Genomic DNA, 14,449 nt, shown 5'->3' with positions numbered 1-14,449 from the left:
GGCGGGGCTGCCTCGCCTTAGACAAAGAATTATTTTTGGACTTTTATGAATATCATTATTTTTAGTGTGGGCACCCAAGGCGATGTAAGACCCTTTATTGCGCTTGGCCAAGGCTTACAAAACAAAGGCCATAAGGTGCGCATAGTCAGCGGCAAAACCTGTGAAGCACTAGTGCGCGACAACGGTTTGGAGTTTGCCGAGCTCAGCGCCGACTTTTTAGAAGTGATGGCCAAAGACCCCCGCGCCCTACAGCGCGGCCTAAATCCTTTTGCGCTCATGAGTACGGCTCGCCACCACCTTAAAACCATGGCGGTAGATTGGGCGGCGCAGGGCTTAGCCGCAGCAAAAGACGCCGACCTGTTGCTGGGCAATGGCATGGTTGCCGTTTTAGCTAACTCCTTGGCCGAGGCGCTAAAGATACCCATGGTTGAAACCCATCTGCAGCCAGTAACCCCCTGTCCAGATATTCCGCCCATGATGATGCCGCCGCCAAAACGACCGCGCAGCGGCACAGCCAATATGCTGTTATACACGGTATTACGCAGTGTGACCTGGCAGATGCTGAGCCCTGCTTACGGCATGGTTAGGCGCGAACTCGGCCTTAGCGCGCTGCCTTGGTATGGCCCCTATTACCGTATTAAAAACAAAGACCGGCGAATTTTATACGCCTACAGCCCCAGCCTTTTGCCGCGTTCTGCGGCTTGGCCGCAGGGGATTCAAGTCTGCGGCAATTGGTTTTTCAGCGAGGCTAAAACCTGGCACGCGCCAGAGGCGCTACAAGCATTTCTCGATGCCGGCGAGCCGCCAATCTACATCGGCTTCGGCAGCATGCTCGGCGATGATGCCGAAGCACTTAGCAAGATTATTTACGAGAGCCTGCGCCGCAGTGGCCGCCGCGCCATTATCGCAACGGGCTGGGGCGGCATGGCGCCACCCAAGGGTAATGCAGACAATATTCATGTAATTCAAGCTGCGCCCCACGACTGGCTGTTTCCTCGTGTTGCTATCGCGGTGCACCACGGCGGCGCTGGCACCACGGCGGCGACTATTCGCGCTGGCATTCCCTCGGTCGTCATCCCGTTCTTTGGCGACCAGCCATTTTGGGCTTGGCGACTGGCCGAAAACGGTATAGCGCCACCCGCTTTAAACAGAAAAGCCTTAACGCCAGAGGTATTTGCGCAGGCCATTGGGCAGGCGTCAATGAGTTCAATGCAAGACGCTGCGCGCGCAATGGCAGGACGCATCAATGCTGAAGATGGTGTGGCGAGAGCCATCGATCTGCTCGAAGACTGGGAATTTCTTACCCCAACCGACGAGAGCCAAGCATCACCTGCGGCAATAAAGGCGGTGCTAGACCCTAGCTTAGCTGAGTCTGCTTGATCCCCTATGTGCGCAGCGCAAAAACATTGCTTTGCGCTGGCCTACACCAATGACGTTTATAAACGAGCTGAGACCCTTAGTTTTTTGTGCTGCAAAACCAAGCGGTGTTGGCATTAGCTGTCAGTTCAATATTAATGCTTACCGTGACAGTCTGTTCGAAGACTTTACGATCGCCCTTCCGTCAATATTGCGAGAAGCAAGCCTGCGGCGCAAGGCGGAATTTTTAGCGGGCCGCTATTTAGCAAAAATAGCGATGCAGAACCTGGCAATTCCAGCAAGCGATATTGCCATTGGCGCCCAACGCAACCCCCTGTGGCCGTCTGCGGTAGTGGGGTCGATCAGCCATAGTAAAAATCACGCCGTTTGTTTTATGCAGGCCACAAGAGGCGTCCAGCTTACTGACGTTGGCGTAGGCCTAGATTTAGAAACGATTATCGATGAACCGAGCGCGCGCCAAATTCTGCCCAGCATAATCAGCCCCGAAGAGCGCAAGATGCTGTGCAATCAATTTACGAACGACACGCAGGAAGACCATTTTGGCTTTGCTTTCTCACTGATTTTCTCAGCCAAAGAAAGCTTGTTTAAGGCCCTCTATCCAAACGTGGGCCGCTATTTTGATTTCCTCGATGTGCGCCTTTGCGCGCTAGACACAGAGGCAAAGCAGCTGACACTGCAGTTGCTAAGAGACCTCAGCCCGAGCCTCCGTGCCGGGCGTGAAATTCTGGTGCGCTGGCAATCACACCCCATTGGCCTGCTCACTTACATCTTGCCCTAGGGGCGCATCCTGTATTTTACAAATGCGCCAATAGCCACCATCGAGATAGGCTAAGTTGAGCATGGCGAGTTTTTGCAGGGCATCATCGATATCAAAATCGAGTTGGCACTGCCAGCGCTGAGAAAACCACACTTCAATGCGCTGATCCAACTCCTGAGCGCTTAAGGGTTGCTGAGCGGCGAGCAGAAAATAATAGGCCAGCAGGCTTTCCTTGCACTCGGACTCCTCAGCGTCGTCTAGCAGGCGATAAATAACACCGGCATTATTGTCCAACAGCTTAAAGTAAAGATTTCGGGTGAGGGCCTCAGTAAAGCGCAATTTACGATTTTTGAAATTGCTGAATTGCTTCCACAAATAGCCGGCAATTGTCGCCGCCCCCGCCAATAGAACGATTAAGGCCTTGCTATCTAAGGTCACCGCCTCTTTGTGTAAACCCAGCCAAAAACCGAGTAGCGAGCCCGTTAATACCAAAGTGGCACCGAGTTTGGTCGTGAGTACAATGCCACCACTCACCAGCGCCGGTATCCCAATCATCAATTTATCACGCAGCCGCATGCCAACTTGGGTGTTGGGAAACAGCATTTCCAAATCGCCTTCCGGCACATTTTGAAACAGCTTGAGCATGGTTGATCCAGGGCGGCAGTCCGCAAATGGGCTGTCTTTATCCATTTTATCTTTAAACCGCAAATACAAAACCACACGGTCGTAATTGATAAAATCAATGTTTTTCCGCCAAAGATTAAATGGGCCGCGAATTTCCTCGGTGCGCTCACTAACCCCGCGGGTGTATAGCAAGACCTCGGCGAAATCATCCAAGTTCACCACCAACCTAATATCAAATAATGAGCTGGAATTCATCGCCCTCGACAAGACTTCTGGCGTGACTTTATCGTAATTTGCCCGCTCGAGTAATTGCGATATTTGGCGAGCTAGGTCTGCAGTATTATCGCTATTATCGAGGTGTACCAGCCGGGTATCCGCGTCGGGGTCCAGACTGAAGTAGGCATCTTTAAGGGTGTGCTTTACTTGGTGAAAGTCGTCGCAAAAATGACGTTCAATATGAGCGGCACCCATTTGGAATTGGGCTAAGCCAGCGGTGTCTAACTGCGCTTCCTGCAGGCACATTTGTAAAATATCCGCGCGGCGGAATGGAATAAAGCGGACTAAAGCCAGTTTCGGCATGGCAACAACCTTTTAACGTTATGCTGTAATTAGCAATGTATCCCTGATTAACTTGCAAGTTTCCTTTCTCGACATAGCCACGCAGCATAGGCTATTGTTTTTGCGAGGTATATTGTTTTAGCGTTTTTGACCCTAAGCCCCAAACTGAGGTGAATAATGCACGACCACCACCATCACACCGCCTCAGAGCGCATTGGCTTTGCCTTTGCGCTAAATTTTGTGTTCACAATTATTGAATTTATTGGTGGATATTTAACCAATAGCACCGCAATTATGGCCGATGCTGTTCACGATCTAGGTGATTGCTTGGCTATTGGCTCCGCTTGGCTGCTAAATAAAGTCAGTGATAAAGAGGCTAGCCATCACTATAGCTACGGCTACCGGCGTTTCTCCCTGCTTGGCGCGCTGATTAATGGCGTGGTATTGGTCGTTGGCGCTATCTGGATTTTAAGTGAAGCCATACCGCGACTGGCCAACCCAGAAATGCCCGACGCCACCGGCATGCTCGGTTTAGCCATTTTAGGCGTTACCGTAAATGGCTATGCTGCCTACCAGTTAAGCCACGGTAAAACCCTTAACGAGCGCATGCTCAACTGGCATTTACTCGAAGATGTTTTGGGCTGGGTCGCCATTTTAGTGTTATCGCTTGTGCTAATGGTGGTGGAAATTCCGATTCTCGACCCCCTGCTCTCCATCGGCTTTACCCTATTCATATTATTTAATGTAGTAAAAACCTTGTTAGAAACCCTGCGCCTGTTTTTGCAGGCCACACCGGATCAGGCGCTGCGCAGTCAAATCCAAGCCGACCTGCAAGCGATTGACCATGTTAGCGACATTCATCACCTTCACCTCTGGTCACTCGACGGCGAACACCATGTGCTAACCGCCCACTTGCTCCTGAACCAAGATTATTCGCAGCCTGAGTTGGTTGTTTTTAAAGCGAATATCGCCGCCGCCATGGCCAAATATGAGTTGAGCCACACCACTATCGAGCTGGAGTTTCCCAAGGAAAATTGCCGCGACTTGTCGCGTTCAGCCCAACATCACTCGACGAAACATCGTCACGCCGACCACAGTTAAAACCCTATTAGTTAGTCGCTGTGAATATTCCCCATCGATTTTAGACTTTAGCAGCGGAAATGATTCGCTAATTCACGCGGCTACCGCTAGATTGCGCGCAATCGCTAACCTATTTGGTCTAGCGTCTGGTAAGAGGTTTGGTGCGGTATGATAGATCCCGTCATTTTGTTTTTTATCTTCGGTCTCAGTGCCGGTTTACTGCGCTCAGAATTACGCCTCCCCCCCGCTATATACGACTTAGTCAGCATCATGCTGCTGCTGACCATCGGTATGAAGGGCGGCATCGAGCTTGCCAAACAGCCCTTCCTTGAGTTGTTGCCTCAGATGCTGGTAGTTATTGGCCTCGGTATCCTTTTACCGCTAATAGCCTTCCCTCTTCTGCGCTACCTCGGACGCTTTAGTCGTGTGGACGCAGCCTCTATCGCCGCGCACTACGGCTCGGTAAGTATGGGCACCTTCGCCGTAGCCGTAGCTTATATGAGCGCAAGGGGAATTTATTACGAGGAGCAAATGCCGCTGTTTGTAGTGATGTTGGAGATTCCCGCTATTCTGGTCGGCATCGTGATCGCCAAGGGCTTTTCTAAGCAAACCAACTGGGCCCAAGTTGGCCACGAAGTGCTACTGGGTAAGAGCATCATTCTAATGATTGGCGGCCTGCTCATTGGCTGGATTGCCGGGGCCGAGCAGTTGGCGTCGATCAAACCTCTATTCTTCGATTTATTCAAAGGCATTTTAGCCCTCTTCCTTTTAGAAATGGGCCTAATCACCTCTAAGCACGTAGGCACCCTAAAGAAGTACGGCGTTTTCCTGATCGTGTTTGGTATTAGCATGCCGATGCTGTCGGCGGTACTTGGTGCGGCTACAGGCTGTTTACTGGGCTTCTCCGTGGGCGGTACCGCAATGCTGGCCATACTCGCCGCCAGCGCCTCCTATATCGCCGTACCAGCAGCAATGCGGATCTCGGTGCCCGAGGCAAACCCGACCCTGTCATTGGCCGCATCACTGGGTATCACCTTCCCCTTTAATGTGGTGATCGGTATCCCAATTTATTACGCAATGGCGGAATATATTCACGCCTTTTTCGGAGCTTAAGCGATGAGCGAAAATATAAAAAAACTGCTAACCATTGTGACTGAAGCCGTGCTGGAAAATATCTTAATCAAAGATATTGAGCGCCTCGGCGCCCAGGGCTACACCATTACCGATGCGCGGGGCAAAGGTGGCCGCGGCGTGCGCAACGCTGCGTGGGATGCCAACGGCAATATTCGGATTGAGGTAGTTAGCGACGCGGCTATCGCCAGCCAGATTGCCAGCCACCTAAAAGAAAGCTACTACGATAACTACGCCATGATTCTATTTATGAGCGATGTTGAAGTGATAAGGCCGGAAAAATTTTAATCCTCAATTGCCACCCGTAAACGCCTTGTATTTCAACTAGGCGTTTTCTGCACGGTTGAGTGTTCGCTCTAAGCGGCGCAATGCTAGCTGCACGTCTCGGTTACCAGTGGCAAACATTGCCCGCCGCAGCAAATTATCGATTTTGTCGGCAGTCAGGGCTGAAAGCTCGAGATTTTCTTTGTTTCGCTCGCTCTCCTCGCGCTTATTCCTACGCTGTTCATAGGCTTCTCGCCAGGCCTTAACCTCACCGTAGCTGTGAGTGATGCCCACGCTATTGAGATCAAGATCTGGGGCAAATGCTTTCGGTATTTGGCTTTGTTTCACGTCCATGTATAGGTCCATATAAAAAGTGATGAATCTTGGGGCAAACTTTGGCAATTAAAACCCTGGCTGACAAAACCCTACTCCATCAACAGCCAATTGATTGATAAACAATTGTCCACCGCTAGCACCGCTGATAAGACTTACGCAATCATTGATACTCACCACGTCAGTCACTAGCGCGGTAATAGGATCGAGAAGATCAAGAAAAGCTATATTTTCGAGATCATCAGGAATTGTGCTGGGATCCTGCGGCTCACCAATGGTTTCGCATTGGCCGCTGAGCGCACCGTCCAGTATGCTTACTATATTGATGTTGTAGCTCGACCCGCGAACGATACAATCTCTAATACTAATTTTTTCATTTAGTATTTCAATACCGAGGGGGTCAATAAGATCCAAAAAGGGTGTTTCGCTAAGCAGTAAGTCGCTGGGCGGCTCTACCGGCGGTGTTAGCGGGTCTACGGGCGGATCAACAGGGTCGGTCGAGTCGGGGTCTAGCACCACCACACTGCCGTCATCGCCATTGTCGACAATAATAAGGCCGCCCTCACCGTCAAGCGGCGCAATATACGATGAGCGCGCCTGCTGATTGGTGTTTGCAGAATTGGCAAAGCCTGCTGGCAGTTGTGAAGCAGACAAGCCATCGAAAGCATAATACGTTTGATTCTCTATGGCTGAGGCAAAGTCGAACATCTCTTGTAACAAGGCATCGCGAATCGCCACCCAGCCAATGACGGTTCCTAAAACTAGGGTACATGCAAGCAGCACCAGCTCGGTGGTCAGCACATACCCGTTTTGTTTATACCTCTGCTTACAATTCCGCTTATTGTTTTGCATATTAAATTGCATTTTGCCACGCAATATATCTTTGCTCATTACCTTGCTGGCCTGTCATTGCATCCACCTTTCAAGCTATGCGGCGCTTCCGGTACTGGATTCGCCGTGCCTATAGAGAGTTCTTACATCTGCTACCTATACTATTGCAAATAGTGGGCCTAACTCCCCTCCTTTAATAAGGATAGCTAAATTTAATTTGGATGAAGCCGGTCTTTGAGCTGAAATTAAACGCCATTAAATTCGACTGAGTAACTGCGCTTTTTTAGTATTAAACTCCTCATCCGACAAAGCGCCTGCATCGCGCAATTGCGCTAATTTACCAAGTAAATCCAAGGTTTGATTTACGTCATAGTTGGTATTGCTCGTATTTGAGTTGTTGCTGGCGGTATTTGAATTGCCGGAGTTTGCATTGCTGTGATTAGCCGGCGGATTATTTTGCGGTGCAGGCGGAGCTTGTTTGAATTCAGTCGGCTGTGCAAAATTTGGCTGGGCTGGGGGCTGCATTCCTGGGCCAGAAATTAAGGGTAGGTTATTGGTGGCAATGTTGCCGAACTGGCTAGTAAACGTTAGCGTTTGATTATTGCCCTGCTGCTGGCTCACCCCGCCAATATTGTGATTAAGGGTGTCGTATACCGAGACTTGGCCATTTAACTCCACGGCAAGGCGATTGGGGAAAACCGCATAACGGCTGTTATTCTGCGCGCCGCTACTAAACGGGCTGCCCAAATCCGCTGGCCACCACTGATTACTACCACGCGTGCCCGCAGGAATAACGGGAAACATCTGATTATTGGCCAGCGCGCCAGCTAGCTCATTGCATAAATTATTAACGGTGGCTTTGAGTCCGTTATTAAACATATCGCCAACCATCGTCATGCCGCCCCGCATCCACTGCCCCGAGCCACCGAGTTCCGAGCAATTGAATTGCGCCATTGAGCTACCACCGTTGTTGACGGCTACTAGCATGTGCACAACCGCGCCATAACTTAGGCCGTAGCGTGAGGCGATACTATTGACGATATTTTCGCCGACATTGGTGAGCTTTTGCATAAAAACATCCTGTTAAATAAGGGCCGTAACTGGCGCTAACCGATAGCAAATTCTTTAGCAGCAATAATCAGTTGTAATGTTGCAGGCCTTTAATATAAGGCTGCAAAAGATGACGATTTTGGTGTGGCTGTGCAGTAATAAAGACTACCGCTGGCAGGGTCTGCGTCAATTATTGACTAAAGATAGATTGACCTGAATAGATGAAATCATAGGCATTTGCCGAGCATATAGCTATAAGCTTCGTACATATATTGTTCAACTCAGCAATCTCGCCAAGAGCTTCTCAATACTTACTCAATAACGCCCCATTACTGCGCGGCACAGGGGTGAGTTTAATCTCGCGAGGAGGCCCGAAAGGCATTGGCATCGATGCCCAATTTGCGCAATTTAGCCCTCAGGGTACTCACATTAACCCCCAGTCGCTTGGCCGCGCCGTGGGGACCATCTACTCGGCCTTTGGTGTCGGCGAGCATGTGTTTAATATGCGCAGTAATCACCGCCTCTAAAGATTCATCTGCTGGGTCGCTAACACTATTCGCAAGGTCGGTAGCGTCCCTTTTGTTAGCGCTTTTAGGTTTTGGCGACGGCGCCCCCAGCGCCATCTCTAAGTCGAGATACTCGCCATGACCTAATATTACTGCGCGTTCCAGCACCGAACCCAACTCCCGGACATTGCCGGGCCAGTTATAGCGTTTTAAATTGCGGACATCCGCTGGCGACAGCGGCGGCACCGGCACTCCCATGCGCATCGCGGCACGCTGAATAAAGTGCTTGGCGAGGTCTTCTACATCGTCGAGACGTTCATTTAGGGTCGGTAAGATTATTGGAAACACCGCTAGGCGATACCACAAATCCTCGCGAAAACTGCCCTCTTGAACCATCTTCGGAAGGTCGCGATGAGTTGCGGCAATCACTCTCACGTCAACTTGTACGTCATGCTCGCTGCCGACTTTTTGAATAATCCCGTCTTGCAGCACCCGCAGCAAGCGCACCTGGGCGGCGGGTGGCAGCTCGCCGACTTCATCGAGAAAAAGCGTGCCGCCCCCTGCCCGCTCGAACCAGCCGCGGCGGCTGGCAAGCGCGCCGGTGAAACTGCCTTTTTCGTGACCAAATAATTCCGAATCGATCAGCTCTGGTGGCAGTGCGCCGCAGTTAACACGCAGAAACGGCCCGTTGTGCCGCGCCGAACGCTCATGAACAGCGCGGGCGATGACCTCCTTGCCCGCGCCGGTTTCACCGAGTATCAAGACCCCAGCGGGGGTTGGTGCCACTTGATTAACTCGGCGCATTACCTGCTTTAACCCACCTTCGGCGCCCACAATATTTTCGGATAGCGAGCGGCGGCCCAAGCGACTGAGCAGGCTTTGCCGGTCAGCCTCTGCTCTTGCCCGTAAACGCTGAATATCGGTGAGTTGCTGATCGTTTTCGATACAGGCCAGCAGAGGTTCGGCAAGGCCAATGAGTTCTTGCCCTTGCTCTGTAGAACACGGCGACGCGCAGAACAAGGCGGCGATGCCGATCAATTGCTTGTTGCGGCGCAAGGGCATTAACACTGAAGCGCGCTCACGATAGTCGGCACCTAACAAGCCAGCAATCACCGCCAAGTGCTCAGTATCCTGCTGATCGCTCAGCGGTGTAGTGACGTGTGCCCACGCTGAAATCTTCGTGAGTATAGACGCGTCAATAACGCCTTGCGGCGGTGTTCGCTCTGGGCCTGGCTTGTATTGCCAACTGCCGCTTATCCGCCATTCGTCTACGCCATTATAGGCGAATAAATAGAGTTCTTGTAAGTCTATTACCTCGTTCAAGACAGCAGCTAGCGGCGGCATGATCTCACTAAGCGCAGCGTGTTTTCCTGCTTCGGTCCAGAGCGCTAAAAAACGTTTTTCAGACGGGCTTTGCATTGCAGTGTCATATTTAAATTAAATTACGCCAAATATAGCGTAATTATTAGCCATATATGACATATATTTTTTGACTTGCTTGATAGTCGATAAATTTCATTTATAAAACAAGACCTTATTTACTTACTGCTGAGTGGCATGGAGCTTGATATGCATTAATTGAATTGTCATTTCCCGCTTTATTAAAGGACTACAAATGAAAGCCCCCGTTTTCCTAGCCGTATTCGCCCCACTACTACTTATTAGCCTGCTAAGCACGCCGGTTTACGCCAAAGACTACAGCCTATTAAACGTTTCATACGACCCAACCCGCGAGCTGTATCAAGAGTTTAATGCTGAGTTCAGCCGTTATTGGAAAGAAAAGACCGGCGATCATATTGCTATCAAGCAATCCCATGGCGGGTCCGGCAAGCAAGCGCGCTCGGTAATCGATGGCTTGTCAGCCGACGTGGTGACCTTGGCGCTAGCCTACGACATTGACGTAATCGCCCAGAAAACCGGTAAATTGCCAGAGAACTGGCAGTCGCAACTCGCCAGCAATAGCGCGCCCTACACCTCGACAATTGTGCTGCTGGTACGCAAAAACAACCCCAAGAAAATCCACGACTGGCCAGATTTAATTAAGGCCGGCATTAGTGTGGTTACCCCCAACCCCAAGACCTCGGGGGGCGCGCGCTGGAATTATTTGGCCGCCTACGCCTTTGCCAAACACGCCTACGGGAGTGATGCCGCCGCCGAAGAATTTATCAGCACTTTATTCAAACGAGTCAGCGTTTTAGATACCGGCGCCCGCGCCGCGACCACCACCTTTGCCCAACGCGGCATTGGCGACGTGCTCATTACTTGGGAAAACGAAGCGTATTTGGCCCTCAACGAATTTGGCGCCGACAAGTTCGAAATTGTATTGCCGTCGCTGTCGATTAAAGCCGAGCCGCCGGTGGCCCTTGTTGCTGCCAATGCTCAAAAGCACGGGGTGGCCGCAATTGCGCAAGCCTATCTTGAGTATTTATACAGCCCTGCAGGGCAAACCATTATTGCCAAACATTATTTCCGCCCCGCCAAACCTGAGCTAATCACCAGCACTGATATTCCGCATTTGGCCGAATTAAATTTAGTGAATATCGATCAAGAGTTTGGCGGCTGGACGCAGGTGCAGGCCAAACACTTTAAAGATGGCGGTGTGTTTGACCAGCTCTATCGGCCCCGTCGCTAAGCACTGCAATCTCAACACTCAAAGACTAAGGCTGAAATTAGTATGAAATTTAAAACAAACTCACCGCTGCCTGGCTTTGCGCCAGCGCTGTTTTACACAGTGCTGTATCTCGCCCTCATCGTTGTTATTCCGCTGTCGGGCCTGTTCTTTAAAACAGCTGAACTGGGCCTAGCGCAATTTTGGGATTTAATCTCTGGCGAGCGGGTAACTCACGCCTTGACGATCTCCTTCACCACCGCCTTAGCGGCGGCCATTCTCAATGCAGTGTTTGGTTTAATCATTGCGTGGGTGTTTGTGCGTTACGATTTTACTGGCAAGGGACTATTCGATGCCATTATCGACCTGCCCTTTGCTCTGCCAACGGCGGTCGCGGGTATTGCGTTAAGCACGCTTTATTCGGGCAGCGGCTGGCTCGGCAGCCTATTTAACAAAATCGGTATTGAGATCGCATTCACGCCCCTTGGTATTGTGATTGCGCTGACCTTTATCGGCCTGCCCTTTGTGGTGCGCAGCGTTGAACCGGTATTGCGAGAGCTGGAAAAAGAACTCGAAGAAGCCGCCGCCTCGCTTGGCGCCAATCGTTGGCAGACCCTCTACCACGTCGTGCTTCCGACCTTGCTACCGGCCTTATTAAGTGGCTTTGCACTGGCCTTTGCACGTGGCGTTGGCGAATACGGGTCGGTGATTTTTATTGCCGGCAATGTGCCCTATGTGTCCGAAGTTGCGCCCTTACTCATCGTGATCAAATTAGAAGAATACGATTACGCTGGCGCCACTGCGGTGGCCGCTGCCATGTTGCTCATTTCCTTTGTGCTGCTAATTCTGATCAATGCCTTACAAGTGTGGAGTCAGCGCTATAAATCCAGTTCGCAAAATGTCAGCACTACGCCTGCTCAGGAGTTTGTAGCATGAACTCATCCCAGCAGGTAAATATTTCCAAGGCGTCAAGCCACTCGGCCATAAGCGAAGGCAAGCTCACGCGCTGGCTGCTGAGCACCATCGCCCTGAGCTTTTTAATCCTGTTTTTATTATTGCCGCTATTTACCGTGTTCGCCGAAGCATTGCGCAATGGCTGGCAGACCTACGGCAAAGCCTTGAGCGATGCCGACGGCCTAGCGGCAATTAAGCTGACGATCATCGCCTCGGCGATAGCTGTACCCTTAAATCTTATTTTTGGCGTAGCGGCGGCGTGGTCAATTGCCAAGTTTGAGTTTCGCGGCAAGGTCTTATTAAGCAGCTTAATAGACCTGCCGTTCTCGGTATCGCCAGTGGTAACAGGTTTGATCTTTGTGCTGATGTTTGGCGCCAGCGGTTGGGCGGCGCCCTTACTAGACAACACCGACATTCACATTTTGTTCGCGCTGCCCGGCATTGTGCTAGTCAGTATCTTTGTGACCTTTCCCTTTATAGCCCGCGAGCTAATACCGTTAATGCAGGAACAAGGCAGCGACGAGGAGCAAGCCGCTTTAAGTCTTGGCGCCAATGGTTGGCAGACCTTTTGGCATGTCACCCTGCCCAATATTCGCTGGGGCCTGCTCTACGGCGTGCTGCTCTGTAATGCGCGGGCCATGGGCGAGTTTGGCGCGGTGTCGGTGGTGTCTGGCCATATTCGTGGCGAAACCAATACCCTGCCCTTGCACGTAGAGATTCTTTACAACGAATACAATTTTGCCGCCGCCTTTGCCATGGCCTCGATTTTAGCCTGTTTGGCACTTGTTACCTTGGCCATAAAAGCCGTGTTAGAAAAAACCCACGGCCTAAAACATTAATTTTAAATTGATTGGGAAACAAAAAATGGACATTCAATTAAGCGGCATAAGCAAACAGTTTGGCCAATTCAAGGCCCTCGACAATGTGGGTCTTAATATTCAGTCCGGTGAATTACTCGCGCTGCTCGGGCCATCTGGCTCCGGCAAAACCACCTTGCTGCGTATTATTGCCGGATTAGAACACGCCGACATTGGCAGTGTTTACTTTGACGGCGTGGACATGGCCAACACCCCGCTGCGTGAGCGGCAAATTGGCTTTGTGTTTCAGCATTACGCCTTGTTCAAGCACATGACCTTGCGCGAAAACGTGAGCTTTGGTCTGCGCGTAAAAACCCGCGCCTTTAGGCGTTCGAGCGCAACGATTCGGGCACGCGCCGACGAATTATTAAAGCTAGTGCAATTGGGCGGTTTGGAAGACCGCTACCCCCACCAATTGTCTGGTGGCCAGCGTCAACGGGTGGCCCTTGCCCGTGCCTTGGCTATCGACCCCAAAGTACTTCTCCTCGACGAGCCCTTTGGCGCCCTAGACGCCAAAGTGCGTAAAGAACTGCGCCAGTGGCTGCGCGATTTACACCAGCAAACCGGTGTGACCACTGTGTTCGTTACCCACGATCAAGAAGAGGCGCTGGAACTGGCCGACCGAGTGGTGATTATGCAAAAAGGTAAAATCGCCCAGCTCGGCAGCGTCGATCAAGTCTATGAACAGCCTGCATCGCCGCTGGTGTTCAACTTTTTAGGTGACAGTAATATTATCGCCGCGCAATTGCAGAACGGCGCCGTGTATGTCGGCGACGCCGAAATTGGCGCCTATTCCCCCTCTGCCAATATTGCCGTATTAGATGAGGGCGCCGTTGATGTTTATGTTCGCCCCAGCGATTTACGCATTGCCGACGCCGAGCAAGTGGGCATCGAGGTGGTGGTAAATAGCATTCAACGCACGGGGCCGATTGTGCGCGCCGAGGTCAGTTTTGCGCATAGCACGTTTGCCCAGAGTCATTCTACGCTTCGTGTCGAACTGCCCCATTTACACCACGATGTGCCCCGCTTTCAGATCGGCGCCACCTTGCGGCTGCGCTTAATGCAGTTCAGCGTATTTGCCCCGCAAACGATAACGGCAGTAAGGGAGCAGCTCCGCGCGCCAATCCTTATTGGCAGAGAGCGCGAACGCCTCGCCGGATAATTTTTAAAAAAGCCCTTGACCTTGCCATTGTGGTAAGGTCGATGATCAAGCCTCGATCAACGGAGGGCTTAATCATGAGCGTATCTACAAGTAACACCGCGAGTATTGTTCACCATAAAGCAGCTTTGCAATTGTCGATTCAGGGCATGAACTGCGGCGCCTGCGTAGGCAGAATCACTCGGGCGCTCGATGAACTTGACGGTATTGAGGGGGTCGAGATTAATTTGGCCGCTAAATTAGCAAACATCCAATTTAACGGCGCCGACATAGATTCTGACACCATCATCGCCGCCATTGCCGAGGCGGGCTATCAGGCTTCACCGCTAGCACTCGGCAATGCTGAGTAAAGGAGCTTGC

The 14,449-nt window shown here is 51.3% G+C and carries 15 protein-coding genes; 10 read left to right on the top strand and 5 right to left on the bottom strand.

Annotated features, from left to right (window positions below; all coding sequences use genetic code 11):
• The first annotated feature begins 45 nt into the window (after window positions 1-45).
• Both AB4876_RS02630 and AB4876_RS02625 read left to right on the top strand, forming a co-directional pair.
• Window positions 46-1,380, top strand: a complete 1,335-nt coding sequence (locus AB4876_RS02630; protein WP_368380088.1) for a glycosyltransferase — start codon at window positions 46-48, stop codon at window positions 1,378-1,380.
• Between the two features lie 49 nt (window positions 1,381-1,429).
• Window positions 1,430-2,155, top strand: coding sequence for a 4'-phosphopantetheinyl transferase family protein (locus AB4876_RS02625; protein ID WP_368380087.1), 726 nt, complete (start codon window positions 1,430-1,432; stop codon window positions 2,153-2,155).
• Here the strand turns inward: AB4876_RS02625 and AB4876_RS02620 are convergent.
• Window positions 2,117-3,337, bottom strand: a complete 1,221-nt coding sequence (locus tag AB4876_RS02620; RefSeq protein ID WP_368380086.1) for a DUF3754 domain-containing protein — start codon at window positions 3,335-3,337, stop codon at window positions 2,117-2,119. The genes AB4876_RS02625 and AB4876_RS02620 overlap by 39 nt on opposite strands.
• Window positions 3,338-3,493: 156 nt before the next feature.
• Between AB4876_RS02620 and AB4876_RS02615 the strand changes: the two genes are divergently transcribed.
• The 3 genes from AB4876_RS02615 (at window position 3,494) to AB4876_RS02605 (ending at window position 5,815) form a co-directional block, all read left to right on the top strand.
• Window positions 3,494-4,417 (top strand): cation diffusion facilitator family transporter, encoded by a 924-nt coding sequence (locus AB4876_RS02615; RefSeq protein WP_368380085.1) that lies wholly within the window; start codon window positions 3,494-3,496, stop codon window positions 4,415-4,417.
• 147 nt (window positions 4,418-4,564) lie between these two features.
• Window positions 4,565-5,509: a sodium-dependent bicarbonate transport family permease gene (locus AB4876_RS02610; RefSeq protein WP_368380084.1), complete on the top strand. Its 945-nt coding sequence runs from the start codon at window positions 4,565-4,567 to the stop codon at window positions 5,507-5,509.
• A 3-nt stretch (window positions 5,510-5,512) separates the two neighbouring features.
• On the top strand, window positions 5,513-5,815 hold the full coding sequence (locus AB4876_RS02605; protein WP_368380083.1) for a P-II family nitrogen regulator: 303 nt from the start codon (window positions 5,513-5,515) through the stop codon (window positions 5,813-5,815).
• Window positions 5,816-5,851: 36 nt separating this feature from the next.
• On the opposite strand, the gene AB4876_RS02600 is transcribed toward AB4876_RS02605, so the two are convergent.
• The 4 genes from AB4876_RS02600 to AB4876_RS02585 all read right to left on the bottom strand — a co-directional run bounded on the left by AB4876_RS02600 (window position 5,852) and on the right by AB4876_RS02585 (window position 9,930).
• Complete coding sequence (locus tag AB4876_RS02600; protein WP_368380082.1) at window positions 5,852-6,145, bottom strand: hypothetical protein; 294 nt, start codon at window positions 6,143-6,145, stop codon at window positions 5,852-5,854.
• Between the two features lie 48 nt (window positions 6,146-6,193).
• Window positions 6,194-7,015, bottom strand: a complete 822-nt coding sequence (locus AB4876_RS02595; protein WP_368380081.1) for a hypothetical protein — start codon at window positions 7,013-7,015, stop codon at window positions 6,194-6,196.
• 195 nt (window positions 7,016-7,210) lie between these two features.
• Window positions 7,211-8,026 (bottom strand): SHOCT domain-containing protein, encoded by an 816-nt coding sequence (locus AB4876_RS02590; RefSeq protein WP_368380080.1) that lies wholly within the window; start codon window positions 8,024-8,026, stop codon window positions 7,211-7,213.
• Window positions 8,027-8,358: 332 nt separating this feature from the next.
• Window positions 8,359-9,930, bottom strand: a complete 1,572-nt coding sequence (locus AB4876_RS02585) for a sigma-54 interaction domain-containing protein (protein ID WP_368380079.1) — start codon at window positions 9,928-9,930, stop codon at window positions 8,359-8,361.
• 196 nt (window positions 9,931-10,126) lie between these two features.
• Here AB4876_RS02585 and AB4876_RS02580 point away from each other — a divergent pair, with 196 nt between their 5' ends.
• The 5 genes from AB4876_RS02580 (at window position 10,127) to AB4876_RS02560 (ending at window position 14,439) form a co-directional block, all read left to right on the top strand.
• Complete coding sequence (locus AB4876_RS02580; protein ID WP_368380078.1) at window positions 10,127-11,143, top strand: sulfate ABC transporter substrate-binding protein; 1,017 nt, start codon at window positions 10,127-10,129, stop codon at window positions 11,141-11,143.
• Window positions 11,144-11,185: 42 nt separating this feature from the next.
• Complete coding sequence (gene cysT, locus AB4876_RS02575) at window positions 11,186-12,055, top strand: sulfate ABC transporter permease subunit CysT (protein WP_368380077.1); 870 nt, start codon at window positions 11,186-11,188, stop codon at window positions 12,053-12,055.
• Entirely contained in the window at window positions 12,052-12,912 is an 861-nt protein-coding gene (gene cysW, locus AB4876_RS02570; protein WP_368380076.1) for a sulfate ABC transporter permease subunit CysW, read from the top strand. Before cysT ends, cysW begins: the two co-directional genes overlap by 4 nt.
• A gap of 25 nt (window positions 12,913-12,937) precedes the next feature.
• Window positions 12,938-14,092, top strand: a complete 1,155-nt coding sequence (locus tag AB4876_RS02565) for a sulfate/molybdate ABC transporter ATP-binding protein (protein WP_368380075.1) — start codon at window positions 12,938-12,940, stop codon at window positions 14,090-14,092.
• 74 nt (window positions 14,093-14,166) lie between these two features.
• Window positions 14,167-14,439 (top strand): heavy-metal-associated domain-containing protein, encoded by a 273-nt coding sequence (locus tag AB4876_RS02560; RefSeq protein ID WP_368380074.1) that lies wholly within the window; start codon window positions 14,167-14,169, stop codon window positions 14,437-14,439.
• The last annotated feature ends 10 nt before the right edge of the window (window positions 14,440-14,449 follow it).

Source organism: Zhongshania guokunii (assembly GCF_040892635.1).
In the GTDB taxonomy this organism is placed as follows: Bacteria; Pseudomonadota; Gammaproteobacteria; order Pseudomonadales; family Spongiibacteraceae; genus Spongiibacter; species Spongiibacter guokunii.
The sequence above is the reverse complement of the archived record's forward strand: the minus strand, read 5'-3'. Positions and strand labels throughout refer to the sequence as shown.